This is a genomic window from Streptomyces sp. NRRL F-5122 (assembly GCF_001507435.1).
GTDB classification, from domain to species: Bacteria; Actinomycetota; Actinomycetes; order Streptomycetales; family Streptomycetaceae; genus Streptomyces; species Streptomyces lannensis.
In genome coordinates this window covers 73,349-98,770 of sequence record NZ_LMWH01000001.1, presented here as the reverse complement: position 1 = coordinate 98,770, position 25,422 = coordinate 73,349, and the positions used below count along the sequence as shown (strand labels likewise).

The window sequence follows — 25,422 nt, the reverse complement described above, 5'->3', positions numbered from 1 at the left end:
GAGCAGTCGCCGCGGGTCCCGGGCGCCGCACCGGGCGGACCGGACCGGGCCGCCCGGAAGGAGTGAGCACCGTCAGGAAGCCGGTGCGTGGTCGGTGGACCGGCTGACGTGGGCCCAGGCGCGGGCCTCGGCCAAGCGCCCTTCCTCGGCGGCCAGGGCGATGTCCAGGGCGTCGCCGCCCAGCACCAGCCGCCGCGGGGGCTCGGGTGCGCCGACGACGTCGACGATGGCCCGGGCCATGCGTGCGGGGTCACCGGGCTCGTTGCCGCTGTACTCGGCGAAGCGCTTCAGCCACCGACCGACGGTCTGCTCGTAGTCGGCGCCGACGCGACCGGACTCCAGCGCGGCGCCGGCGGCCCAGCCGGTCCGGATGCCGCCCGGCTCGACGATGGTCACCGTGATGCCGAGCGGTGCGACCTCGTTGGCCAGGACCTCGGAGAAGCCCTCGATGCCGAACTTCGCGGTCTGGTAGGCGCTCAGGCCCGGGGTGCCGCCCACGCGCCCGCCGATGGAGGACACCTGCACGAAGTGTCCGGAGCGCCGGCTGCGCAGGACGGGCAGTGCCGCCCTGGTCACATTGATCACGCCGAAGAGGTTCGCCTCGATCTGCGCCCTGAACTCGTCCTCCGGGAAGTCCTCGATCGAACCGCTGGTCGCGTACCCCGCGTTGTTGACCACGACGTCCAGCGACCCGAAGCGGTCGACGGCTGCCGCGACCACGTCCCGGGCGGAGGAAGGCGAGGTCACGTCCAGGGGCAGGGCGAGCACGCTTTCGGCGTGCTCCGCCGACAGATCGGCCAGCGCCTCCGGACGGCGGGAGGTGACCACGACACGGTCACCCGCCTCCAGCGCCGCGACGGCCAAGGCCCTGCCGAGCCCTTGCGAACCACCGGTGATCAGCCAAGTCCGTGCCATGGTCCATCTCTCCTCTCCTTGCGAGTCCGCCGACCCGAGTCAGTGGGCTCGCAGCCCATGTGGAAGCTCTACGGCTATCTGCAACATGACTGTAGCAGTAATAATTTCTATGGAAGCGGACCAGATGAAGAAAGGAGCTCAAGTGCGACTCGTTGCTAGGGTGGGTGCATCATGAGAGCCGACGCCGCACGCAACCTCGCCGCCCTTCTGCGCACCGGAGCCAGGTTGCTGGCCGAGAATCCGAGCACCTCGCTGTCGGCCATCGCCCAGGAGGCCGGCGTCGACCGCACCACCGCGCACCGGCGCTTCGCCACGCGCGAGGCCCTGCTTGCCGCGGTCTTCCAGGCCAAACTGGACGCCGCCGAACACGTCCTCGACGAGGCGCGGCTCACCGAGGCCCCCGTCGCCGTGGCGCTGCACCGCTATGTGGAGGGGATCGTCCCGGTCAGCCGGGAGTGGCCCGTCGACACGCGCCGCATGATGCGCGAGGACCCCGACGCGGACATCCGGCGTCAGGAGCTGAGCGCACGGCTGGACGCCTTTCTCCGTCGTGCAGCCGACGAAGGCCTCCTGCGCCCCGGTGTCCCGCTCGGCTGGACGCGGGCCGTCTTCGACGAACTGGTGGACAGCGCCGCCCACCGGTTCCCCGAACTTCAGCCCCCGCAGGCGGCCGACCTGGTCGTGGACACGTTCCTCAGGGGTGTCGGAGCCTCCTGAGCTGCCTTCGCCGCGCGAGGCCCGCCCGATGTCCCGTGCCGCTCCCGGCTCACTCGGGCCGGCGCGGTCCGGTCGAGTGTCCTCGGGGCCGGAGGTCCGCCAGGCGGACCGGCCGCAACAAGCGGCGCCGGACATGGCAGGCTTGGGTCATGGCCGTGCAGATCAACCCCAGCATCCTGTCCGCCGACTTCGCCCGCCTCGCTGAGGAGGCGAAGGCCGTGGAAGGGGCCGACTGGCTCCACGTCGACGTGATGGACAACCACTTCGTCCCCAACCTCACGCTCGGCGCGCCGATCGTGGAGGCCCTGGCGCGGGCGACGGACACACCGCTGGACTGCCACCTGATGATCGAGGACGCCGATCGCTGGGCGCCTCAGTACGTCGAAGCGGGGGCCGGTTCGGTCACCTTCCATGTCGAAGCGGCCGCGGCTCCCGTGCGGCTCGCCCGCGAGATCAGGGCCAAGGGCGCCCGGGCCTCCATGGCCCTCAAGCCCGCGACCCCGATCGAGCCGTACGAGGATCTGCTGCCCGAGCTGGACATGTTGCTGATCATGACGGTCGAGCCGGGTTTCGGCGGGCAGGCGTTCCTGGACATCATGCTGCCGAAGATCCGCCGCACCCGAGAGCTCATCAGCAAGCACGGCCTCGAGCTCTGGCTGCAGGTCGACGGCGGTGTCTCGGCCTCCACCGTCGAACAGTGCGCGGAGGCCGGAGCGGACGTCTTCGTGGCCGGTTCGGCCGTGTACGGGGCGTCCGACCCGGCCGCCGCGGTACGTGCATTGCGCACCCAGGCGGAGCGGGCGACCGCCCGTGCGTCCTGGGCGTGCGACGACTGAGACAACGGAACCTGAACGCCGACCGTCCCGGCTGATCAAGTACGCCGGATCTGCAAGGATGAACGGCGAATGCAGAGTGTGAACAGCAGTGAGGAGATGGCCGTGTCGGGTATGTCGGCGGGCCGGTCAGCCATGCGGATGGGACCCGCTGAGCTGGTGCAGGCGGCGGCCATGGCCCGTCGCTTCTATCTCGAGGGCAAGTCCAAGATCCAGATCGCGGAGGAGTTCGGCGTCAGCCGCTTCAAGGTGGCCCGGGTTCTGGAGACCGCCCTCGAACGGGATCTCGTGCGGATCGAGATCAGAGTTCCGGCCGAGCTGGACGCCGAGCGCTCCGACGCGCTGCGCGCCCGGTACGGCCTCAGGCATGCCGTCGTGGTCGAGTCCCCGGCCGAGGCCGAGGAGTCGCCCGACCCCGAGAACCTCGGTGAGGTGGCCGCCGACCTGCTCGGCGAACTGGTGACCGAGGGCGATGTCCTGGGTCTTGCCTGGGGCCGCTCCACCATCCACATGGCGGCCGCGCTGGACCGGCTGCCGCCGTGCACGGTGGTGCAGTTGACGGGCGTGTACGACGCCGGAACCGCCGAGCGCGGTTCGGTGGAGGCCGTGCGTCGTGCCGCGCAGGTCTCGGGCGGTGACGCCCACCCCATCTACGCGCCGATGCTGCTGCCGGACGCCGCGACCGCAGCGGCGCTGCGCAACCAGACGGGGATCGCCCGGGCCTTCGAGTACTTCGACAAGGTCACGGTCGCCTGTGTCTCCATCGGCTCCTGGGAGCCGGGCATCTCGACGGTGCACGACATGCTGAGCGACGAGGAACGCGCGCACTACGCGTCCCTCGGTGTCGCCGCCGAGATGTCCGCCCATCTCTTCGACGCCGACGGCCGCCGGGTCGGGCGCGATCTCGGAGAACGGTGCATCACCGTCAAGGCGGACCAGTTGCGCCGTATCCCCGAGGTGGTCGCGATCGCCGGTGGACAGCGAAAGGCGGCGGCGATCGACGCGGTGCTGCGGTCCGGGCTCGTCACCAGTCTGGTGACGGACACGTCGGCGGCGGACTACCTCATGGCGGCGGGACCGACGCCGAAGCCGGCGCTGAACCGGTCGGACCCCGACGGGCCCTGACGACCGGACGCCGGGGTCGTGACCCCGGCGGCGGGCCGAGGGGCCGTGCCGGCGTTGCGAGACGCCGGTGGTGCGGTGGCCGGACGGGTCGGGCGCCGGCGGACGTGCCGCCTCGGATCCCAGTGCCCCGAGTCTGGCATGTCCGTGCCACGATGATGCTCCGTGCCCGCACGGCTGCCGTATCGACGAACACCACAACTCGACCAGGGCGGTACCGGAATGACCCACGACCTGGCGGACCGGCTCGTGGTCACGCTGGATCTCGACACAGTGGACGACAAGGCAGCGTTCATGGAGAGGATCGCCGGGGCCCTCGGCCTGCCCGACTGGTTCGGCCGGAACTGGGACGCGCTCGCCGACTCGCTCACCGATCGCACCGTCTGGCCGACGGCCGCCGTCGGCAGGGGGCTGCTCCTCGTCGTACAAGGGTGGCGGCGCTACGCGACGGCACGGCCCGAGGAGTGGGACGTCGCCCTGGAGGTGTTCTCCACGGTGGAGCGGCGGACGCCCGGGCTGACCGTCGCCCTCGCCCTTGGAGGATCTCACGAAGGGCCACTCGACCTGCCTGGATGATCTGTCCAACGACCGCATACCCATCGACATGGGACAATGAAGTACGTGCTCATCCCCCTGACTGACCTGGCAGGGGGCCGCCTCTGATCGACTGGGATGTGCAGCACGTGCGTTTCCTCAATGACATCCAGCCCTCGTACGACCTGACGTACGACGACGTCTTCATGGTGCCGCGCCGGTCCGCGGTCGGATCCCGCCAGGGCGTGGACCTCACCGCCCCGGACGGCACGGGCACCACCATCCCGCTGGTCGTGGCCAACATGACGGCGATCGCCGGGCGCCGGATGGCGGAGACGATGGCCCGTCGCGGTGGACTGGTGGTCATCCCGCAGGACATCCCGATCGACGTGGTCACCGAGGTCGTCTCCTGGGTCAAGAGCCGCCATCTCGTGCTCGACACCCCGATCGTGCTGGCCCCGCACCAGACCGTCGCCGATGCCCTCGCGCTGCTGCCGAAGCGGGCGCACAATGCCGGTGTGGTCGTGGACGAGGAGCAGCGGCCGATCGGCGTCGTCACCGACGCGGATCTCTCGGGCGTGGACCGCTTCACCCAGCTCGAAGTCGTCATGTCCAAGGACCTGCTGCTCCTCGACGCCGGCATCGACCCGGGCGAGGCCTTCAACGTCCTCGACGCCGCGAACCGCCGCTACGCGCCCGCCGTCGACGAGGACGGCCGGCTGGCCGGCATCCTGACCCGCAAGGGCGCCCTGCGCGCCACGCTGTACACGCCGGCCACCGACGCCGACGGCAGGCTGCGCATCGCCGCCGCCGTGGGCATCAACGGCGATGTCGCGGGCAAGGCCAAGCAGCTGCTCGACGCGGGCGTCGACACGCTCGTCATCGACACCGCGCACGGCCACCAGGAGTCGATGATCAGCGCCGTCAGGACCGTGCGGGCGCTGGACCCGCAGGTGCCGATCGTGGCGGGCAACGTCGTCGCCGCCGAGGGTGTGCGCGATCTGATCGAGGCGGGCGCGGACATCGTCAAGGTCGGTGTCGGCCCGGGCGCCATGTGCACCACGCGCATGATGACCGGTGTCGGCCGGCCGCAGTTCTCGGCCGTCCTCGAGTGTGCCGCCGAGGCGAAGAAGTACGGCAAGCACGTGTGGGCCGACGGCGGCGTCCGCCACCCGCGCGACGTGGCGATGGCGCTGGCCGCCGGCGCGTCCAACGTGATGATCGGCTCCTGGTTCGCGGGCACCTACGAGTCCCCGGGCGACCTGCAGCAGGACGCCAACGGCCGCCTCTACAAGGAGTCCTTCGGCATGGCGTCGGCGCGTGCGGTACGCAACCGCACGTCGGAGGAGTCGGCGTACGACCGTGCCCGTAAGGCTCTGTTCGAGGAGGGCATCTCGACCTCCCGCATGTTCCTCGACCCGGCGCGCCCGGGCGTCGAGGACCTGATCGACTCGATCGTCGCGGGTGTGCGCTCGTCCTGCACCTACGCGGGTGCCGGCTCCCTGGAGGAGTTCGCCGAGCGGGCCGTGGTGGGCATCCAGAGCGCGGCGGGCTATGCGGAGGGCGAGCCGCTGCACGCCAGCTGGAACTGAGACAACTCGCTTTCGCCCGGCCCCTGTTGTCCCATCGCCGGGGCGTCAGGGGCCCTTTCCCCGCGGGAGCCGCCGCGGGGTGCCGTGCGTGCCGCACGTGGTCCGAGGGGCAGGCGGCCCCGAGCGGCCGGCTGCCGGTGGACCGACGCCCAGGTGGCGGCCCACGGCTTCGGCGCGGCGGACGAGGCCGGGGCGCGGGCGACCGCACGGGCGCCGGACCGGGGCGAACCGCCGGCCCGGGCGTCACGGTTCCGCTGTCGTGGTGCCGCACGCGGCCGGGTTTCGCCTCCGCGTGTTGACGAGGTGCCCCGCGACCGTCACCTCGGTGCGCTTCGGGTGCCGGACGGCCCTCGGGCTCGTGTTCTACTTCCTGTAGGGCCACCGCCGTTCCCGGCCGGCCGCCGTGGAGCCCGCGCCGACCGCACTCACCGCAGAGAAGTGAACCACCCGCCTTGCTGAACGACCTCGACGAACGCATCGTCCACGCCCTGGCCGAGGACGCCCGCCGCTCCTACGCGGACATCGGCCAGCTCGTCGGCCTGTCCGCGCCCGCCGTCAAGCGGCGCGTGGACAGACTGCGCGCGACCGGCGCCATCACCGGGTTCACCGTCCGGGTGGACCCGAGGGCGCTCGGCTGGGAGACGGAGGGGTTCGTCGAGCTCTACTGCCGGCGCAACACCTCACCGGGGACCATCCGGCGGGGTCTGGAGCGCTACCAGGAGGTCGTGGCCGCCTCCACCGTCACCGGTGAGGCCGACGCGATCGCCCAGGTCTTCGCCGCCGACATGCGCCACTTCGAGCGCGTGCTGGAGCGGATCGCCGGGGAACCCTTCGTGGAGCGCACCAAATCGGTGCTCGTCCTCTCGCCGTTGCTGCGCCGGTTCTCCTCGGGCTCGCCCACCTGACACCCCGGGGGCGCGGCCGGGTCACTCGGCCGTCTTGCGGGCCAGCGCGTTGTTTCCTATCGAGTTGTGCACGCTGAAGCTCACGGCGTCCGAGCGGTAGCGGTCGTCCGACCACTCCACCGGGCGCCCTTCGCGGGTTGTCGTGACGCGGCGGACCCGCAGCAGCGGGCTGGTGCGCCGGATGCCGAGCAGTTCGGCGTCCTGGGCCCCCGCCGCGACCGCGTCGATGACGTGCTCGCCGTACGCGAAGACCAGGCCCCGGTCCTCGAAGAGCCGCTGGGTGACGGAGGGGCAGTCGGGCTCTATGGCCTCGACCGCCGGGGAGATCCAGTCCGCGTACACGGTCCGCTCCAGCAGCACGGGCTCCCCGTCCAGTCCGCGTACGCGCAGAACGTGCAGTACCGGGTTCTGCTCGGGCAGGTGGAGGCGTACGGCGTCCTCCTTGGTCGCCGGACGGTAGGTCTGCGCCACGACGCGCCCGGTGGCCTCCCGGCCCATCGCCCGCGCCCACTCGGCGAAGCTGCGCAGCTCCGCGAAGCTCTGGCTGCGCCGGCTGGCCAGGACCACCCGGCGGGCACCCTGCCGTGACCCGATGAGTCCCTCGGCGGTGAGGGCCGCGACGGCCTGGCGGACCGTGCCGCGGGAGACGCCGTAGTGGGCCGCGAGGTCGGTCTCCGTGGGCAGCAGACTGCCGACGGTGTACTCCTCGCGGTCGATCGCGCGACGCAATTCGTCCGCGATCTCCTCATGTCGGGCCGTCATGCTTCCCCTCTTGGTCGACTGCTGTGCACAGCTCGAACAGACTAAACGAGACCTGAGCGTGATCTACTCCGGTCGCGAATGTGCAGGCAACAAAGGTTCAGGGTTTCGCCTCTGTTCACTGACAGGACATCGGCGCCGGGCGTACTGGGGCCAACTTGTTCAGACAAGTGCTCCGTACTCCTCGTGCCTCCCCTGGAGAACCAGTGTCCCTGTCGAGAACCACCGTCCTCAGCGGCAGCCTCGCCGTTGTTGCCGCGCTCGCCCTGAGCGCCTGCGGCGCCGCGACCGACAACGCATCGACCACCACCGACGGCAAGAGCGCCGCGACCGCCACCTCCGCCGCCGACATGGGTGGCATGGACGCCCTGGTCGCGGCGGCCAAGAAGGAAGGCACGCTGCACGCCATCGCGCTGCCTCGCGACTGGGCCAACTACGGCGCCCTCATCGACGGCTTCCAGAAGAAGTACGGCATCAAGATCGAGGACGAGAGCCCGGACGCCAGCAGCCAGGACGAGATCAACGCCGTCACCACGCGCAAGGGCCAGGACCGCGCGCCCGACGTCCTCGACCTCGGCAGCTCCTTCGCCCTGAGCGCCGCCCAGCAGGGGCTGCTCGCGCCGTACAAGGTCACCTCCTTCGGTGACATCCCCTCCGCGCAGAGGGACCCGCAGGCCCGCTGGTACAACGACTACGGCGGCTACGTCTCCATCGGCTGCGACGCCAAGCGGGTCAAGACCTGCCCGACCACCTTCGCCGACCTGCTGAAGCCGCAGTACAAGGGCCAGGTGGCGCTCAACGGCAACCCCACCAAGTCCGGTTCGGCCTTCGGCGGTGTCTACGCGGCCGCGCTCGCGAACGGCGGCTCCTTCGACGACGTCCAGGCGGGCCTCGACTTCTTCGCCAAGCTGAAGAAGAACGGCAACTACACCCCCGTCGAGTCCACCCCGGCCACCGTCGAGAAGGGCGAGACCCCGATCAGCATCGACTGGGACTACCTGAACGCCGGCTACGCCGACGAGTTCAAGTCCAAGGGCCTGGACTGGAAGGTCTCCGTCCCGAGCGACGGCCAGTACGCCCAGTACTACTCGCAGGCCATCAACAAGGACGCCCCGCACCCGGCGGCCGCCCGCCTGTGGCAGGAGTACCTCTACAGCACCGAGGGCCAGAACCTCTGGCTCAAGGGCTACGCCCGTCCGGCCCTCATGACCGCGATGGACAAGGCCGGCACGCTGGACAAGGACGCCGCGGCCAAGCTGCCCGCGGTCACTGGCACGCCTTCCTTCCCGTCCGAGGACCAGCAGAACAAGGCCAAGACGGTCATCGCGCAGGGCTGGGGTAAGGCCGTCTCCGGATGACCACCGCCCTCCCGCGCGTGGACGTGGCGCCCGTCGCTTCGGCGAAGCGACGGCGCCGCGCCCCCGGCTGGCTCGCGGTCGTTCCGCTGCTGGCCTTCACCGCGATCACCTTCGGGCTGCCCGCCCTGGCCATGCTGAACGGCGCCTTCACCGTCAAGGACCAGGCGACGGGCGCCACTTCGTACAGTGGCGAGAACCTGAGCAGCTCCTTGCAGGGCGCGTATCTGACGGCCCTGCTCGGCAGTGTGAAGCTGTCCGCCGTGTCCGCCGCCATCGCCACGCTGTTCGGGTTGCTTCTCGCCCAGGCAGTGGTGACCTCGCGCTTCCGTTTCCTGCGTGAGGCGGTGCTGACGGCCTCGGGCGTGCTCGCCAACTTCGGCGGTGTGCCGCTGGCCTTCGCCTTCGTCGCCACCCTCGGCAACTCCGGCGTCCTCACCGGGCGCCTGGGTCTGAAGGACGCGGGCTTCGACCTGTACAGCTTCTGGGGTCTGACCTTGGTCTACCTGTACTTCCTCGTACCGCTGATGGTCCTCACCATCACGCCGGCACTCGAGGGGCTGCGCGCCCAGTGGCGGGAGGCCGCGCAGAACAACGGCGCCACCCACGGACAGTACTGGCGTCACGTCGCGCTGCCGGTGCTCACTCCGTCTCTGCTCGGCGGTTTCGTGCTGCTCTTCGGCAGCGCGTTCGCCGCGTACGCCACCGCGGCCGCGATGGTCGGCAGCACCGTCCCGCTGGTCACGCTGCAGATCGCCGACGCCCTCTCCGGAAACGTTCTCGTCGGACAGGAGAACGTGGCACTGGCCCTCAGCCTCGACATGGTCGTGGTCGCGGGTCTGGTGATGGCCGTGTACCTGCCCCTGCAACGACGGAGCTCGCGATGGCTCGCCTGACCTTCTCCCGCACGCGCGTCCGGCCCGGGCGAGGTCTCGTCCTGGCCGCGGCCGCGGTGTACTTCCTCGTCCCGCTGGCCGCGTCCGTGGTCTTCTCGGTCGACTCGGGCGACCATGTCACGTTCGGCGCCTACAGCCAGATCCTCGGCACCGAGGGCTTCACCGACAGCCTGCTGCTCTCCCTGGAGCTGGCGGTGACCACCATCGTCCTGGTCCTGCTGCTGATGGTCCCCGCCATGGTCGCGCTGCGGCTCGGCGCGTCGAAGCTGCGGTCCGTCGTCGCGGTCGTCTGCTCGCTGCCGCTCGTCGTGCCGCCCATCGCGTTCGTCGCCGGGATCAGCACGGTGCTGAAGTGGGGGCCCGAGTACCTCTCGCGCACCCCGCTCTTCCAGACGATCGTGGCGATCCAGAACGAGAACTACCCGTTCGTCCTCGTCCTCGCATACGTCGTGATGGCGCTGCCGTTCGTCTACCAGGCGCTGGACGCCGGACTGCGGGCCGTCGACGTGCGTACCCTCGTCGAGGCCGCCCGCAGCTGTGGCGCGAGCTGGCCGCAGGCACTGGTGCGAGCCGTGCTGCCGAACCTGCGCGGGGCCCTGCTGAACGCCTCGTTCCTGACCCTCGCGCTGGTGCTCGGTGAGTTCACCGTCTCCCACCTGCTGGGCTACCAGCCCTTCGCGGTGTGGATCGTGGACATCTCCGGCGCCCAGGCCCAGATGTCCGTCGCCGTCTCCGTGCTCAGCCTGCTCGTGACCTGGGTGCTGCTGCTCGCCCTCGCCGCCGTCGGCGGGCGCCGCACCCCTTCCCGTACCGCCCCTTAGGGATGACACCGCCATGACCCTCACCGCCCCAGAGAACGAGAAGACAGCCAAGGCCGGCGCCGCCACCGTCGAATTCCGCGGCCTGCGACGCCAGTTCGGGAACTCCGTCGCCCTCGACGGGCTCGACCTGACGGTCCGGCCGGGCGAACTCCTCGCCCTGCTCGGCCCGTCCGGCTGCGGCAAGACCACCGCGCTGCGCATGCTCGCCGGGTTCGAGCACCCCGATTCCGGTGAGGTGCTGGTCGACGACGTGGACGTCACGGACGTCCCGGCCCACCGGCGCGACGCCGGCATGGTCTTCCAGTCGTACAGCCTCTTCCCGCACCTCAGCGCGCTCGACAACGTGGCCTTCGGCCTGCGTATGCGCAAGGTAGGCACCGCTCAGCGGCGCGCCAGGGCCGCGGAGCTGCTCGACCTGGTGGGCCTGGCCGACAAGGGCGAGCGCTTCCCGCACCAGCTCTCCGGCGGTCAGCAGCAGCGCATCGCGCTGGCCCGTGCGCTCGCACTGCGCCCGCGGGTGCTGCTCCTCGACGAGCCGCTGTCGGCGCTGGACGCCAAGGTGCGCACCACCCTGCGCGAGGAGATCCGCCGGCTGCAGCAGGAACTGGGCATCACCACCCTGTTCGTGACGCACGATCAGGAAGAGGCCCTGTCGATGGCCGACCGGGTCGCCGTGATGCGTGCCGGCCGGGTCGAGCAGTGCTCCTCGCCCACGGAGCTCTACTCCCGCCCGGCCACCGCCTTCGTCGCCGAGTTCGTCGGAACGGTGAGCCGGATCCCGGGCCGGATGGCGGCGGCCGAGGTCGCCGAGGCGCTGGGAAGCCGGGTGCCGGTGACGGGCGGCGCCGCCCCCGTGGGCGCGAGCGTGGACGTGCTGGTCCGTCCGGAGGCGGTGGAGCTGGCGCCGGATCCCCAGGGCGACGGACTGGTGACATCCGGAGCCTTCCTCGGGGCCACCACCCGCATCACCGTGCGACTTCCCGAGGGGTACGACGTCAAGGCCGACGTGCCCACCCGGCGGGCCGCCGACTTCCCGGCCGGGGCGCGGGTGGCGGTCACGCTGCCCGAGCTGCCGGTCGTGGTGGCGGAGCGCACCAAGGGGTGAGGACCGTCCCGGCCGTCTGCGGCCGGGACGGCCTTCGCCCGGTGCCGGGCCGGCCCTTCGGCCCGGCACCCGATCCGGGTCGTCACAGATGCACCGGTGGGTGATCCTCCGATCTTCCTGACGTCCTGTCCGTGAACACATCGTCCTTCCGCTCGTAGGCCTGGCGGCCGAATGCGGGATCGGGAACGAGAGGGCACGCACGACCCCGCGATTCGGTGGGGCCGTCCGCCCGTCCGCCCCACACGTGCCGAACGGTGGGGTGACAACCGATCCATGACCGTGCCCGTGTACGTCCGGGTCCGGTGAGAAGAAAGAGAATGTCTTGGTGAAGAGCCTTGTCGGCCACGTTTCCGGCACCCCGCTGCAGGCGGTCCTGTTCGATATGGACGGCACGCTCGTCGACACCGAGCGGCAGTGGTGGGAGGCGGTGGAACACGTCGCCGAGCGGCCTCTCACCGAGGCGGACCAGCCCGAGGTGCTCGGCCGTCCGGTGGAGCACACCGCCGAGTGGCTCGCCGCGACCACGGGCGCCTCGGCCGCCGAGCTCGCCGAGCGGCTGCACCAGGAGTTCGTCGGCCGCGTCCGGGCCGGCATCGTCCCGCGCCCCGGCGCCCTTGACCTGCTGGACGCCCTCGCCCGCGACGGCGTGCCCACCGCGCTGGTCACCGCCTCTCCCCGGACCGTCGCGGACACGGTGCTCGAGGCGCTCGGGGCCGGGCGCTTCGCGGTCTCCGTCACCGCCGACGACACCGACCGCACCAAGCCCGACCCCGCCCCCTATCTCGCGGCCTGCCGCGCCCTCGGCGTCGACCCTGCGGCCTGCGTGGCCGTGGAGGACACCCACACCGGCGTCTCGTCGGCCGAGGCGGCCGGGTGCGTGGTGCTCGCGGTGCCCTCGCTCGCGCCGATCGACGCGGCGCCCGGCCGTACGGTGCGGGCGAGCCTCGCCGGGGTCACGCCGGAGGACCTGCGTGCCATGGCCGCCGCAGAGACGGCCGATCGAACGACAGGGCAGGTACTCCCTGTGATGAGCTGGAACCTCTGGCTCGGCGGCACCCCGGTCGACGACCACCGGGCCAAGCAGCTCAAGGCGATCGCGGAGAGCGGCGCGGACGTCGTCGGCCTTCAGGAGACCGGGGGCATCGCGGCCCAGGAACTCGCCGACGCCCTCGGCTGGTACCACCACCGGGCCGGCGAGAACCTCGGCATCATCAGCCGCCATCCGATCACCCGCCGCTTCGGCGACCCGGACGTGGGCTTCTACGGTGCGGCGGGGGTCCGGATCCGGATCGCCCCCGGTCGGGAGGTCGACATCTGGACGGCCCACCTGCACTACACGCCGTACGGCCCCTACGAGTCCGTCTTCGACGGGCTCCCGGCGGACCGGCTCATCGCCCACGAAGAGGTCCGACTCGCGCAGATGCAGGGGGCCCTGCGGTGGATCGAGGAGTCGTCCGACGACGGAGTGCCGGTCGTGCTCATGGGCGACTTCAACTGCCCCTCCCATCTGGACTGGCCCGACGTCGCGTGGCCGGTGACGAGGGCGGCCGAGGAGGCGGGCTTCGGCGACTCCTATCGCGAGGCGCGTCCGGACCCGGCCGCCGACCCCGGCCACACCTGGTCGCCGATCCACCCGGTGCACGAGGACGGCAGCGGACGCCCCGAACCGCAGGACCGGATCGACTACGTCCTGCACCGGGGTCTCGAGGTGCTCGACTCACGCACCTTCGTCAGCGGCGATCCGCGGCCCTGGCCCGACGTGTCCGGCAACGCCTGGCCCTCCGACCACGCGGCGGTGATCACGACGTTCACCGTGTCCCACGGCGACTGATCCTCCGGCTCGGAGCTCCACGTCGTCGAACGGCCGACCGCCCGGCACGGCATCGGGGTCACGCCGTGCCGGTCCCCGCACGGCCGCACGGCGACGGGGTGCTGCCGCCGCGGTCGCCGGGCCGGGGACGTGGAGCCCGGGACGAGGCGGGGGAGGTGCGGCAGACGACGGTATGTCCGACGACGCCCGCCTCTTCGGTACCCCGGCCGGTGACTCTCCCTCTCACCCCGGCCGGCGACGGCAGCCGTCCGCCCGTGCCGAGGGAGGCGCAGACCGGCGTCGGGCGGCTCGCGCACGCGACGGCGCCGTGCGTCCGCCGCGTCGGCCGCCACCCGGACGCGGCCTTCCGTCGGCCGCCGGCCCCGAGGGCCCCTGATCCACCGGCGAGCGACGAGCACCGGTGCGAGGACGAGAACGGGCCGACGGTGCGTCAACGGTCTGCTCGGCCTCCTCGGCCGTGGGGCGCGGCCGGTCGCCGAGCTCGCCGTGGACGCGGATCGCCCCGCACCGTCGTACGCGTACGGCTCGGTGGCCTGGCGGAGGCGAGTCCGGTGCACATCGATCCTCCTCGACGGGCGTCGCGGGGCGGCACGGAGCCGCGGGAGATCGCGGAGCGGCGGTGGGAGCCGTAGGAACACCGCTGTGACCTGCGCCTCAGCGCTCCGAAAGGCGCCCGGCAGGGCGCGCAACGAATCGCCGCCGTGCCCCCTGCGGACGCAATGATCCGCGCACCGGCGCGCAACGGCTCCTCCTTGTCCGGTCAAGGGCGCCGACCGTACCGTCTATGCGACCCCCCAACACTCTTCGGTACCGGTGGAGACCACGCATGCGCACCGCCCTGCTCCAGAGCTCCGGACGCCCCGGCTCGGTCCTCGAGAACCTCAAGGTCCTCGACGAGGCCGCGGGCCGGGCGGCCGCCGCGGGCGCGGGACTGCTCGTCGCGCCGGAGCTGTTCCTCACCGGTTACGCGATCGGCGGCGACATCGTGCGCCTCGCCGAGCCCGCCGACGGGGACTCCGCCGACGCCGTCGCGGAGATCGCCTCCACGCACGGTCTGGCGATCGCCTACGGCTACCCCGAGCGGGACGGCGAGAGCGTCTTCAACTCCGCCCAGCTGCTGTCCGCCGACGGCGACCGTCTGGCGAACTACCGCAAGACCCACCTCTTCGGCTGCTTCGAGCGCGACCACTTCACGCCGGGCGACGTGCCGGTCGTCCAGGCCGAGCTGCACGGCCTGCGGGTCGGACTGATGATCTGCTACGACGTGGAGTTCCCGGAGAACGTCCGCGCCCACGCTCTGGCCGGCACCGACCTCCTCCTGGTCCCGACGGCCCAGATGCACCCCTTCCAGTTCGTCGCCGAGTCCCTCGTCCCGGTGCGGGCCTTCGAGAACCAGATGTACGTGGCGTACGTCAACCGCGTCGGCCAGGAGGGGGAGTTCGAGTTCGTCGGACTCTCCACGCTCGCCGGCCCCGACGGGATCGCCCGGGTCCGCGCCGGCCGCGTCGAGGAGCTCGTCCTCGCCGACGTCGACCCCGCCCGTCTGGCCGAGTCCCGTGCGGCGAACCCGTACCTCAAGGACCGGCGCCCCGGCCTCTACGGGTCCCTCGTCTGACCCTCAGTCCCACCGAGTACCTTCCGCGCAAGGAGTCCCCGCCCCATGACGTCCACGGTGCCCAACGCCGCCCAGCACACCGACGGGCAGCAACCGCCGATCACCATGTTCGGGCCGGACTTCCCCTTCGCGTACGACGACTTCCTCGCCCACCCGGCGGGCCTCGGCCAGATACCGGCGACCGAGCACGGAACCGAGGTGGCGGTCATCGGCGGCGGCCTGTCCGGCATCGTCGCCGCCTACGAGCTGATGAAGATGGGCCTCAAGCCCGTCGTGTACGAGGCCGACCGGATCGGCGGCAGGCTGCGCACCGTCGGCTTCGAAGGCTGCGACCCCTCGCTGACCGCGGAGATGGGCGCCATGCGCTTCCCGCCGTCCTCCACGGCCCTGCAGCACTACATCGACCTGGCCGGGCTCGAGACCGCGCCGTTTCCCAACCCGCTCGCCGAGGCGACCCCGTCGACCGTCGTCGACCTGAAGGGCGAGAGCCACTACGCGGAGACGCTCGACGACCTGCCGCAGGTGTACCGCGACGTGGCCGACGCGTGGAACGCCTGCCTGGAGGAGGGCGCCGACTTCTCCGACATGAACCGGGCCATGCGCGAGCGCGACGTGCGGCGCATCCGGGAGATCTGGTCCGGGCTCGTCGAGAAGCTCGACAACCAGACCTTCTACGGCTTCCTCTGCGACTCCGAGGCCTTCAAGTCCTTCCGGCACCGGGAGATCTTCGGGCAGGTCGGCTTCGGTACCGGCGGCTGGGACACCGACTTCCCCAACTCCATCCTGGAGATCCTGCGCGTCGTCTACACCGAGGCCGACGACCACCACCGCGGGATCGTCGGCGGCTCCCAGCAGCTGCCGCTGCGCCTGTGGGAGCGCGAGCCGCAGAAGATCGTGCACTGGCCCTACGGGACGTCCCTGCGGTCCCTGCACGAGAGCGGCGAACCGCGCCCCGCCGTGACCCGGCTGCACCGCACCGCGGGCGACCGGATCACGGTCACCGACGCGAAGGGCCGCATCCGCACCTACCGGGCGGCGGTCTTCACGGCCCAGTCCTGGATGCTGCTGTCCAAGATCGCCTGCGACGACGCCCTGTTCCCGATCGACCACTGGACGGCGATCGAGCGCACGCACTACATGGAGTCCAGCAAGCTCTTCGTGCCCGTGGACCGGCCGTTCTGGCTGGACAAGGACGAGGAGACCGGCCGTGACGTGATGTCGATGACACTCACCGACCGGATGACCCGCGGGACCTATCTGCTGGACGACGGCCCGGACCGGCCGGCCGTGATCTGCCTGTCCTACACCTGGTGCGACGACAGCCTGAAGTGGTTGCCGCTGTCCGCGAACGAGCGGATGGAGGTGATGCTGAAGTCGCTCGGCGAGATCTACCCGAAGGTCGACATCAGGAAGCACATCATCGGCAACCCGGTGACGGTCTCCTGGGAGAACGAGCCCTACTTCATGGGTGCGTTCAAGGCGAACCTGCCCGGTCACTACCGCTACCAGCGGCGCCTGTTCACGCACTTCATGCAGGACCGGCTGCCCGACGGGAAGCGGGGCATCTTCCTCGCCGGCGACGACATCTCCTGGACGGCCGGCTGGGCGGAGGGCGCGGTGCAGACCGCGCTCAACGCCGTGTGGGGCGTCATGCACCACTTCGGTGGCGGGACCGACCCGTCCAACCCCGGCCCCGGTGACGTGTACGACGAGATCGCGCCGGTGGAGCTGCCGGAGGACTGAGGCGCTCCGGCATCGGGCCCACAGGGGCGGGCGGCCGGATCCCGGCCGCCCGCCGGGATCAGACGCCGGCCGCCCGGGCCGCCGTGTAGACCGCCGCGGCCACGTCCTTGAGCTCCTCGGCGTCCCGCGCCGAGGTCTGCAGGTCGATCAGGATCTCGTCCAGGCCGACCGCGGCATGGGCGACCAGGTCCTCCACGATCTGGTCGACGTCGCCCTGGAAGAGAGCGCGGTCCGCGCCGTCGTAGGCCTTGGCGGAGTAGGAGGCGTTGACGCGCAGCACCGACTGGAGCGGTGTGACCCGGCCTCGCTCGGCGGCCAGGTCCTGCAGCTCGCGCCACTGCGCGGCGATGCGCTCGGCGCCCGCGGAGACCGGGAGCCAGCCGTCGGCCTTGTCGACAAGCCGCCGCAGTGCCCTGCTGTTGCTCGCGGCCAGCAGGATCGGGATCGGCCGGGCGGGCTTGGGTGCGACGGCCACGGACGAGAGCTTCGTGACCGTGCCCTCGTAGGAGACCGGGTCCGCTCCCCATACCGCGCGGCAGACGTCGATCACCTCGTCCAGCGCCTTGCCGCGCTGTTCGAAGGGGCGGACCGCCGCCGCCGCGTACTCGTCCAGGGACCAGCCCGTGCCGAAGCCCGCCACGACCCGGCCGCCGGACGCCGCGTCCAGGGTGGCGAACGCCTTCGCGAGCTGGAAGGGCACGTGCAGGGGGGCCACCAGCACACTCGTCCCGAGCCGGGCGCGGCGGGTGGCGGCCGCGGCCAGGGTGAGCGTCACCAGCGGCTCGGCCACCCCCCGGTAGGACTCGGGCCAGGGCAGTCCCTCGACGTCGTACAGGCCCTGGGAGGAGTCCAGCGGGAACAGGGCCCGCTCGTACACCCACAGACTCTCGTAGCCCATCTCCTCGGCGGCGCGTGCCACGTCGGGCACATCGCGCCCGATGTCGTACTGCTTGTTCTGGGGGAGGCCGAGTCCGAGCCGGGTCGCCATACCTGTCGCTCCTTCGCCTTGGATGTGCAGCTTGTTCAACGTACGACCGCGGTGCGGGGGTTGCGCGTGCGACAGGCGAGAACCGGCCGGATCATCCGGGGAGCGGGGTGAGCAGGATCCGGCCGGCGAATCCCACCGCCGCGTCCAGCCGGCCGGCGAACTCGTCCGCCAGGTCGGGAAGTTCCCGCAGCGCCCACAGGGCGCGCCCCGCGGACCAGGCGGCCTCGCGCGCCCGCTCCAGGCTCCAGGCGCCGAGCAGATGGGTGAGGGGGTCGGCGACCTGGAGCAGATCGGGGCCGGGCATCAGGTCCTCGCGGATGCGTTCCTCCAGCGACAGGAGCACGATCCCGACACGATCGAACTCGTCCTCGAGATCACCCGGTTCACAGCCGAGCGTGCGACAGGCGTCGACGACGGCGAGGGCGAGGTCGTGCCCGATGTGCGCGTTGATGCCGGCGAGCGCGAACTGCACCGGACGCACCCCCGGATGGCGCCGGAACTGGAACAACGGCCGCCAGCAGGCCGGTCGGGACCCCTCCTCGGCGACGGACAGGTACCGCTCGGCGAACCGGACGTCCAGCGTGCTCGCGGCCCGTGCGTCGGGGAAGTCCCCTGCGTCCAGACGGCGGTCGACCTCCTCGGTGACGGCAAGGTAGACGCGGTTGAAGACTGCGACGCCGTCGTGCTCGGGCCATGCCTCGTCGAGCGCGCGCATACGTGAGACGACCGTGTCGACCGAGGTGGTGTACTGCTCCAACCGGACCATGGGGGCAGAGTCGCAGGCCGCGCCCGGCCCAGGGGCCGGCGGCCCGCGGGCTTCGCCGGAACGGGGGAACGCGCCGGTGGTCCAGGTGGGGGACAGGGCCTGGGCCGGGCGGCACCTGGGTGCGCCCGCGGACCGGGTGGCGCACCTCCTGTCGCTCCGGCCCAACCGGTGCCGTCCGGCCCGCAGCGTCCGGCCGCGCGCCTGCGCAGCCCCGGGTTCCGGGTCCGGGAGCGACTACGAGCCGGCGCGCTCGTCCGAGTCCCGCGCGGTGGCGGCGTCCCGACGGCCTTCGTCGCCGTCCTCGTCGTACGAGGAGGTTCCCGAGTCCAGCAGCGGCTCCTGCCCCTTGAGGTGGGCGGGGGCCATCGCCCGCAGCGCGTGATAGCCGGTGATGACGACCAGCGTGCCCAGGGCGATACCGCTCAGCGAGAAGCTGTCGCCGAACTTCAGGCTGACGTTGCCGACGCCGATGATGATGCCCGCCGCGGCCGGCACCAGGTTCAGCGGATTGCGCAGGTCCACCTTGGAGTTGATCCAGATCTGCGCGCCGAGCAGGCCGATCATTCCGTACAGGATGACGGTGATCCCGCCGAGCACCCCGCCGGGTATCGCGGCCACGACGGCCCCGAACTTGGGGCAGACACCGAAGAGCAGGGCGAAGCCGGCGGCGGCCCAGTAGGCGGCGGTCGAGTAGACGCGGGTGGCCGCCATCACGCCGATGTTCTCGGAGTACGTCGTGTTGGGCGGGCCGCCGACCGCGGTCGAGAGCACGGACGCGACGCCGTCGGCGGAGATGGCCGTGCCCAGCTTGTCGTCCAGCGGATCCCCCGTCATCTCGCCGACCGCCTTGACATGTCCCGCGTTCTCGGCGACCAGGGCGATCACCACGGGCAGGGCGACCAGCACCGCGGACCACTGGAAGGACGGTCCGTGGAAATGGGGCAGGCCGATCCAGTCCGCCCTGCCGACGCCCGACAGGTCGAGGCGCCAGCGGTCGGTGAGCTTCCCGCCGGCGTCCACCGAGTGGATCTTCCCGAAGGCCCGGTCGCACACCCACGAGAGGCCGTAGCCGAAGACCAGCCCCAGGAAGATCGCGATCCGGGACCAGAAGCCGCGCAGGCACACCACGGCCAGCCCGGTGAACAGCATGACCGGCAGCGCGGTCCACTGGTCCTGCGGCCAGTACGTCGAGGCGGTCACCGGGGCGAGGTTGAACCCGATCAGCATGACGACCGCGCCGGTCACGATCGGCGGCATCGTGGCATGGATGATCCGCGCCCCGAACCGCTGGACCGCGAGGCCCACGAGGAACAACACCGCGCCGACGACCAGCACCGCGCCGGTCACGGTCGCGCTGGTGCCGCCCTGCGCCCTGATCACGGCGGCGACGCCCACGAAGGAGAGCGAGCAGCCGAGATAGCTGGGCACCCGTCCGCGGGTCGCCAGCAGGAAGATGACGGTCGCGACGCCGGACATCATGATCGCGAGGTTGGGGTCGAGGCCCATGAGCACGGGCGCCACAAAACTCGCCCCGAACATCGCCACGACGTGCTGCGCACCGAGCCCGATCGTGCGGGGCCAGGAGAGCCGTTCGTCGGGACGGACGACCGCTCCGGGCGCGGGCGTGTGCCCGTCTCCGTGCAGCTTCCAGCGCACGCCGAGATCCATGGTGAAGCTTCTCTTTCTCTGTACGTGAAGAATTGTCCGAACCATTGTCAGGGTCATCAGGCGGTCCTACGCTCACACGGTCCCACTCATGAACTGCGTTCATATTTCTGATCGGAGCCTTGATGAGTGCACGCCCCCGCCTGGCCGCTCTGCTCGCCGCCGTGACCGCCTTCGCGGCCGTCCTCGTGCCCAGCGCATCGGCCCACACGGCACCGAAGGTCCCCAGAACCGCCGTCCTCGACGGCACCCGGTTGCAGCAGACCAGGATCCGGCTGGACCACGGAGACCCCCGGCTGCGCGGGGCTCTCGGTGATCTGACCGAACGCGCCGACGCCTGGCTCGACCAGGGTCCCTGGACGGTCGTCGACAAGCCGAGGCCCGCACCCGGCGGAGACGTGCACGACTACCTCAGCCAGGCCCCGTACTGGTGGCCCACGCAGCCGAGGACGGCCGACAACCCCTGGGGCTGCCCCTACGAGCAGCGCGACGGGCAGCGCAACCCCGAGGTCGACACGGGGACCGACCGCCAGGACGTGGAGAAGGTCTTCGACTCCACCTACGACCTCGCGCTGGCCTGGTACTACACGGGCAGGAAGCAGTACGCGCAGAAGGCGGCCCAGGTGCTGCGCACATGGTTCCTGGATCCGGCGACCAGGATGAACCCCGAACTGGACCACGGGCAGTTCATCCCGTGCAGGTACGACGGCCGAGCCATCGGGATCATCGACTTCTCCCAGTCGTACACCGGCGTCCTGGACGCGATCGCCGTCCTGAACACCGGCGCCCCCGGCTGGTCCGAGGCCGACCGCTCGGGGATGCACGACTGGAACGTCGCCTTCCGTACCTGGCTGACCGACGGGTCCTTCGGCAAGGAGGAAGGTGCCGCCGAGAACAACCACGGCACCTTCTACGACATGCAGCTCGCCGCCCTGGCGTACGCGACCGGCGACGAGGCGCTCGCCCGGCGGACGGTGCTCGACGCACGCGCCAGGCGCATCGACCCGCAGATCGCAGCCGACGGCAGCCAGCCGCAGGAGCTCGCCCGGACACGCAGCTGGCACTACTCGACCTTCGACCTGGTGGCGTACACGCGGCTCGCGGCCATCGGCCGGCACGTCGGCGTGGACCTGTGGTCCTACCGGGGACCCGAGGGGCAGAGCCTGGTCAAGGCGGTCGACTTCCTGCTGCCGGCGGCGACGGGTGCCGGGGCCTGGCCCTACCCCGAACTGGAGTTCCACCGGTACGCGGCGAGCGACGTCGTGCACGCGGCGGCGGACGCCGGCGACGCGCGCGCCCGGAAGGCGGTGCGGCTGCTGGAGGCGCCTCCCGGCGGTGACCTGTGGGCGCTGCGGCCCGCCGCCGAGCAGCTGGACTCGATCGCGGGCTGACCCGCGGGCGGGGCATCCTGAGCGAGCGCTTACCATGGCTCTGAACAGCGCCGCGGTGTCGCGAGCGCCTCATCAGGCCACATCGAGGAGCCCCGCCCGTGACCGCCGAAGCCCAGGCCTTGCCCGTCCAGTCGTACGGACGGTTGATCCCCGTCGTCGTCCACTTCGACGACCTCGACGCGCTCGGCCTGCTGCACAACGCCCGCTATCCCGTCATGGTCGAACGCGCCTGGACCGTCCTGTGGCACGAGCAGGGCTTCGGCTTCGAGGGCGACTGGGAGGCGGCGGGGGACTTCTGCAACGCCGTCAAGGAGCTGCGGATCACCTACGAGGCCCCGGTGAGCAGGCCGGGCGCGTACGCCGTGCACCTGTGGCTCGAGCGACTCGGGAACACCGGCCTCACCTACGGGTTCCGGTTCTGCTCGACCGACGGAGCGGTGACGTACGCGCACGGCACCCGGGTCCTGGTCCGGCTCGACGCGGCGACCCTGCGCCCCACGTCGTGGAGCGACCGGTTCAGGGCCTTGGGTCGGGAACTGCTGCGCTCGGCGGACTGACCTTCGGTCGTTCCCGGTCGCCCGCGCGGAGCACCCCCGCGAACAGGGCGAGCCCGCAGGCAAGCACCGTCACCAGCCCGAACGAGACCACGAGGCTGGTCGCCTGGGCCAGTCCGCCGATCGCACTCGGCGCGACGAGCCCCGAGGTGTACGTGATCGTCGCGACACCGGCGATGGCCTGGCTGGGGTTCGGACCGCTGCGGCCGGCCGCGGCGAAGCACAACGGCACGACGACGGCGATGCCGAGGCCCATCAGTGCGAAGCCGGTCATCGCCACGACCGGATCACCGGCACCGACGATCAGCAGTCCGCCGAGGACGGCCAGGACGCCGCCGGCCCGTACGGTGCGCACCGAACCGAACCGGTCCACCACCTTGTCGCCCGCGATCCGGGCGACGGCCATGGTGAGCGTGAAGCCCGTGGTGCACGCGGCCGCGAGCCCCGCCGAGGTCTCCAGTTCGTGCCGCAGATACACGGCGGACCAGTCCAGGCTCGCGCCCTCGGCGAACACCGCGCAGAACCCGATCGCGCCGATCAGCAGCGCCGACTTCGGCGGCAGGGCGAACCGGGGCGGCGGCTCCTCGTCCTCGGCGGGCTGGAGGTCGAGCACCCAGGTGCAGGCGACCAGCCCCAGCACGGTCAGGACCGCGGCCGCCAGGGTGTGGTGCAGCCGGGCGTCCGAGCCGAGGTGTGCGGCGAGTGTGCCGGCGGCCGAGCCGATCAGTGCGCCTGCGCTCCACATGCCGTGCAGACCGGACATGATCGACCGTCCGAGCCGGTCCTCGACCTCCACACCGAGGGCGTTCATCGCGACGTCCGCCATGCCCGCCGAGGCGCCGTAGACGAACAGGGCCGGGCAGAGCGTGAGGAGGTTGGGCGCGAGGGACGGCAGAACAAGGGAGAGCGTCCACAGGGCGATCAGACCGCGCAGGGCGTTGCGGGCGCCGAACCGATGGCTGATGCTGCCGGCGAGCGGCATCGCCACGGACGCGCCGAGCGCGGGGAACGCGAGCGCCAGTCCGAGTTGCCCCGCGCTGACCGAGGCGTGGTCCTGGATCCACGGCACACGGGTCGCGAACGAGCCGGTGACGGCACCGTGCACGGCGAAGACCGCCGCCACGGCGTACCGCGCACGCTTCACGTCACGTACTGAGTAGACCCTCTCCACCGCGCCCATTCTCGCCCCTCCCCGGGTGTGTCCGCCTCGCTGCGTGGCGTAAACTATCAGGAACCCTGCCTGATAGATAGGAGGGAGGGGGCCGGTGAACGTCCCCGCCGATCTGGGAGGATCCCGGCATGCCTGCATCTCCTAGCACCGCCCGGGCCATCAACGACCGGCTGGCCCTGCGGCTGCTGCAGGAGCAAGGCCCCCTGACGGCAGGGCAGTTGAAACAGCTCACCGGACTGTCCCGGCCCACGGTCGCCGACCTCGTCGAGCGGCTCACCGAGGCCGGGCTGGTGGCGGTGGTGGGGGAGTCGGGCGAGCAGCGGCGCGGTCCGAACGCCCGGCTGTACGGGATCGTCGCCGACCGCGCCCGTCTCGCGGCCCTCGACGTGCGCACCGAGGGCGTCGCCGTCCTCGTCGCGGATCTGCTCGGCGGGGTGCTCGCCGAGGCGTCGGTGCCTATCGGCGGCGACATGGGGACGGGACCCGCGGTCGAGCAGGCCGTGGCCGTGGTGGAGCGCACGGCGAAGGAGGCGGGTGCCGCGCCGCTCCACACGGTCGGGATCGGAGCACCCGGCCTGATCGACCCCGCCACCGGCGAACTCCGTGATTCCAGCGGCCTGCCGGAATGGCACCGCCGGCTGGTCACCGCGCTCCATGAGCGGCTGCCCGCGCGCGTGATCGTGGAGAACGAGACCAACCTCGCCGCCCTGGCCGAGCAGCGCGAGGGCGCGGCGCGCGGCCGGGACACCTTTGTGCTGCTGTGGCTGGGACTCGGCACGGGCGCGGCCGTGGTCCTGGACGGAGCGCTGCGCCGCGGGGCCTCCGGCGGCACCGGCGAGATCGGCTTCCTGCCGGTCCCCGGCACCAGGACGCTGCCGTCCGCGACGGACTGCGACGGCGGCTTCCACTCCCTGGCGGGGTCGGGGGCCATCACCCGACTGGCCGGGGAGCATGGGCTGTTCACCGCGGACACGGGGGGTGAGCCGCAGGCGGCGGTGCTCGTCCGGCGGGCCGTGGAGGCGGTCGCCGGGGGCGGGGCGACGGCCGGAACCGCCGCCGCGCCGCCGCCGTCGGAGGCGGGACCCGAGCAGGCGGGGCGCTTCCTCGACGCCCTCGCCGACCGGCTCGCGATCGGCGCCGCATCCCTCGCCGCCATCCTCGATCCCGGGTGCGTGGTGCTCGGCGGCGAGGTCGGACAGGCGGGCGGGGCCGTGCTCGCCGGTCTTGTCGAGGCGCGGCTCGCACGTATGTCGCCGCTGGTCACCGAGGTGCGCGCAGGCGTCCTCGGAGGGGGCGCCGTACTGCGCGGTGCGTTGCTGACCGCGCGGGACGGCGCACAGGACGAACTCTTCGCGCCCCCGGAGAGATAGCGGGCGCCTCCGTGCGGTCGGCCGAGTCCGCCGCCTTCGAACCGCTGCGCGAGGTGCTGCTCGAACCTCGCCTTCCCCACCGCCCGTTCGGGGGTGAGATGGCCGCCCGAGCGGAATGCACGGTAGGTCCCGCCCGCCAGCGGCACGTTCAGGGTGCGGTCGCGGCCGCGTCGCCGGGCGATGCACCGGAGCCCGACCGGGTCCGGCCCGTCCGCGCTCGGCCGGGCAGCCCGTCGGGGGCCGTGCCTGCGAGGGCCACGGCCCCGGCGTCCGGACCATGGACGGAGGCCCGGCGGCGGGGCAAGGGCCTCCGTCACCGCCGCCGGACCGCTCGTGGACGGCGCACAGCGCCGGGATCGCCGACCCTAGGAGGACTGGACCAGACCGGTCAATAGGTATGGACCAGTCGCCAACTGTCCATGCCCCACCAGGCGTTGTGCTGCCGGGTGATGGGTTCGGGTGCCGCGCGGCGGGCCGGGAAGTCCGATATGTGAACCTGTGAGCCACCACACAGCGGTTCACCCGCTTGGCGCTCGACCCGGCGTGGCACACTGTTTGCTGTACCAGAAGCAGCGCACTCCGGGGTCGGTGAAAGTCCGAACCGGCGGTTATAGTCCGCGACCCGGTCGCTTCCAGCGGCCGGTTGACCAGGTGGAATTCCTGGACCGACGGTTAAAGTCCGGATGGGAGGCAGTGCGCGGCGGGCGGGCATTCGTGCGCGCCGCCGTATTCGGGTCGCCCCGAGGGGCGAACTCCGTCCGGCGTCGTCCCGGT

At 71.7% G+C, this 25,422-nt stretch carries 22 protein-coding genes and 1 riboswitch; of the genes, 16 read left to right on the top strand and 6 right to left on the bottom strand.

What is annotated here, in order from left to right; translation table 11 throughout:
• Positions 1 to 72 precede the first annotated feature (72 nt).
• Positions 73 to 915, bottom strand: coding sequence for an oxidoreductase (locus tag ADL25_RS00405; RefSeq protein ID WP_059125527.1), 843 nt, complete (start codon positions 913 to 915; stop codon positions 73 to 75).
• 171 nt (positions 916 to 1,086) lie between these two features.
• On the opposite strand from ADL25_RS00405, the gene ADL25_RS00400 reads away from it, so the two are divergent.
• From ADL25_RS00400 to ADL25_RS00375, 6 genes are all read left to right on the top strand, one after another.
• A complete protein-coding gene (locus tag ADL25_RS00400; RefSeq protein ID WP_059125526.1) occupies positions 1,087 to 1,632 on the top strand; it encodes a TetR/AcrR family transcriptional regulator in 546 nt (181 codons plus the stop codon).
• A 149-nt stretch (positions 1,633 to 1,781) separates the two neighbouring features.
• Positions 1,782 to 2,468: a ribulose-phosphate 3-epimerase gene (gene rpe, locus ADL25_RS00395; RefSeq protein ID WP_059125525.1), complete on the top strand. Its 687-nt coding sequence runs from the start codon at positions 1,782 to 1,784 to the stop codon at positions 2,466 to 2,468.
• 78 nt (positions 2,469 to 2,546) lie between these two features.
• Positions 2,547 to 3,590 carry a sugar-binding transcriptional regulator gene (locus tag ADL25_RS00390; RefSeq protein WP_059125844.1) on the top strand — a complete coding sequence of 348 codons (1,044 nt, stop codon included), beginning with the start codon at positions 2,547 to 2,549 and terminating at the stop codon, positions 3,588 to 3,590.
• A 219-nt stretch (positions 3,591 to 3,809) separates the two neighbouring features.
• On the top strand, positions 3,810 to 4,163 hold the full coding sequence (locus tag ADL25_RS00385) for a barstar family protein (RefSeq protein WP_059125524.1): 354 nt from the start codon (positions 3,810 to 3,812) through the stop codon (positions 4,161 to 4,163).
• A gap of 107 nt (positions 4,164 to 4,270) precedes the next feature.
• Complete coding sequence (locus ADL25_RS00380) at positions 4,271 to 5,713, top strand: GuaB1 family IMP dehydrogenase-related protein (protein WP_059125843.1); 1,443 nt, start codon at positions 4,271 to 4,273, stop codon at positions 5,711 to 5,713.
• A gap of 452 nt (positions 5,714 to 6,165) precedes the next feature.
• The gene (locus tag ADL25_RS00375) at positions 6,166 to 6,618 is read left to right on the top strand and encodes an Lrp/AsnC family transcriptional regulator (RefSeq protein WP_059125523.1); all 453 of its coding nucleotides are present in this window, start codon (positions 6,166 to 6,168) and stop codon (positions 6,616 to 6,618) included.
• 21 nt (positions 6,619 to 6,639) lie between these two features.
• Here ADL25_RS00375 and ADL25_RS00370 read toward each other — a convergent pair whose 3' ends face one another.
• Positions 6,640 to 7,380, bottom strand: coding sequence for a GntR family transcriptional regulator (locus tag ADL25_RS00370; RefSeq protein ID WP_059125522.1), 741 nt, complete (start codon positions 7,378 to 7,380; stop codon positions 6,640 to 6,642).
• A gap of 203 nt (positions 7,381 to 7,583) precedes the next feature.
• Between ADL25_RS00370 and ADL25_RS00365 the strand changes: the two genes are divergently transcribed.
• From ADL25_RS00365 to ADL25_RS00335, 7 genes are all read left to right on the top strand, one after another.
• Positions 7,584 to 8,735 carry an ABC transporter substrate-binding protein gene (locus ADL25_RS00365; protein WP_059125521.1) on the top strand — a complete coding sequence of 384 codons (1,152 nt, stop codon included), beginning with the start codon at positions 7,584 to 7,586 and terminating at the stop codon, positions 8,733 to 8,735.
• Positions 8,732 to 9,628 carry an ABC transporter permease gene (locus tag ADL25_RS00360; RefSeq protein WP_059125520.1) on the top strand — a complete coding sequence of 299 codons (897 nt, stop codon included), beginning with the start codon at positions 8,732 to 8,734 and terminating at the stop codon, positions 9,626 to 9,628. The genes ADL25_RS00365 and ADL25_RS00360 overlap by 4 nt, the downstream gene beginning before the upstream one ends.
• Entirely contained in the window at positions 9,616 to 10,449 is an 834-nt protein-coding gene (locus ADL25_RS00355) for an ABC transporter permease (protein WP_059125519.1), read from the top strand. The genes ADL25_RS00360 and ADL25_RS00355 overlap by 13 nt, the downstream gene beginning before the upstream one ends.
• A gap of 13 nt (positions 10,450 to 10,462) precedes the next feature.
• Positions 10,463 to 11,554, top strand: coding sequence for an ABC transporter ATP-binding protein (locus ADL25_RS00350; RefSeq protein ID WP_059125518.1), 1,092 nt, complete (start codon positions 10,463 to 10,465; stop codon positions 11,552 to 11,554).
• A 325-nt stretch (positions 11,555 to 11,879) separates the two neighbouring features.
• Positions 11,880 to 13,385: an HAD-IA family hydrolase gene (locus ADL25_RS00345; protein ID WP_267889217.1), complete on the top strand. Its 1,506-nt coding sequence runs from the start codon at positions 11,880 to 11,882 to the stop codon at positions 13,383 to 13,385.
• Between the two features lie 826 nt (positions 13,386 to 14,211).
• On the top strand, positions 14,212 to 15,000 hold the full coding sequence (locus tag ADL25_RS00340) for a carbon-nitrogen hydrolase family protein (RefSeq protein ID WP_059125517.1): 789 nt from the start codon (positions 14,212 to 14,214) through the stop codon (positions 14,998 to 15,000).
• Positions 15,001 to 15,045: 45 nt separating this feature from the next.
• Positions 15,046 to 16,743 carry a flavin monoamine oxidase family protein gene (locus ADL25_RS00335; RefSeq protein WP_059125516.1) on the top strand — a complete coding sequence of 566 codons (1,698 nt, stop codon included), beginning with the start codon at positions 15,046 to 15,048 and terminating at the stop codon, positions 16,741 to 16,743.
• Between the two features lie 58 nt (positions 16,744 to 16,801).
• Here ADL25_RS00335 and ADL25_RS00330 read toward each other — a convergent pair whose 3' ends face one another.
• From ADL25_RS00330 to ADL25_RS00320, 3 genes are all read right to left on the bottom strand, one after another.
• Entirely contained in the window at positions 16,802 to 17,731 is a 930-nt protein-coding gene (locus ADL25_RS00330; protein WP_059125515.1) for a TIGR03619 family F420-dependent LLM class oxidoreductase, read from the bottom strand.
• Positions 17,732 to 17,822: 91 nt separating this feature from the next.
• Complete coding sequence (locus ADL25_RS00325; protein WP_059125514.1) at positions 17,823 to 18,497, bottom strand: DUF5995 family protein; 675 nt, start codon at positions 18,495 to 18,497, stop codon at positions 17,823 to 17,825.
• A gap of 234 nt (positions 18,498 to 18,731) precedes the next feature.
• Positions 18,732 to 20,165 (bottom strand): uracil-xanthine permease family protein, encoded by a 1,434-nt coding sequence (locus tag ADL25_RS00320; RefSeq protein WP_059125513.1) that lies wholly within the window; start codon positions 20,163 to 20,165, stop codon positions 18,732 to 18,734.
• Between the two features lie 122 nt (positions 20,166 to 20,287).
• On the opposite strand from ADL25_RS00320, the gene ADL25_RS00315 reads away from it, so the two are divergent.
• Both ADL25_RS00315 and ADL25_RS00310 read left to right on the top strand, forming a co-directional pair.
• Positions 20,288 to 21,553: an alginate lyase family protein gene (locus ADL25_RS00315; protein WP_059125512.1), complete on the top strand. Its 1,266-nt coding sequence runs from the start codon at positions 20,288 to 20,290 to the stop codon at positions 21,551 to 21,553.
• 98 nt (positions 21,554 to 21,651) lie between these two features.
• Positions 21,652 to 22,110, top strand: a complete 459-nt coding sequence (locus tag ADL25_RS00310; RefSeq protein ID WP_059125511.1) for an acyl-CoA thioesterase — start codon at positions 21,652 to 21,654, stop codon at positions 22,108 to 22,110.
• Here ADL25_RS00310 and ADL25_RS00305 read toward each other — a convergent pair.
• Positions 22,070 to 23,287 carry an MFS transporter gene (locus ADL25_RS00305; RefSeq protein WP_059125510.1) on the bottom strand — a complete coding sequence of 406 codons (1,218 nt, stop codon included), beginning with the start codon at positions 23,285 to 23,287 and terminating at the stop codon, positions 22,070 to 22,072. The two genes, ADL25_RS00310 and ADL25_RS00305, sit on opposite strands and share 41 nt — an antisense overlap.
• Before the next feature lie 119 nt (positions 23,288 to 23,406).
• Here ADL25_RS00305 and ADL25_RS00300 point away from each other — a divergent pair, with 119 nt between their 5' ends.
• Positions 23,407 to 24,648: an ROK family transcriptional regulator gene (locus ADL25_RS00300; RefSeq protein WP_059125509.1), complete on the top strand. Its 1,242-nt coding sequence runs from the start codon at positions 23,407 to 23,409 to the stop codon at positions 24,646 to 24,648.
• A 570-nt stretch (positions 24,649 to 25,218) separates the two neighbouring features.
• Positions 25,219 to 25,349, top strand: a riboswitch (FMN riboswitch).
• Positions 25,350 to 25,422 lie beyond the last annotated feature (73 nt).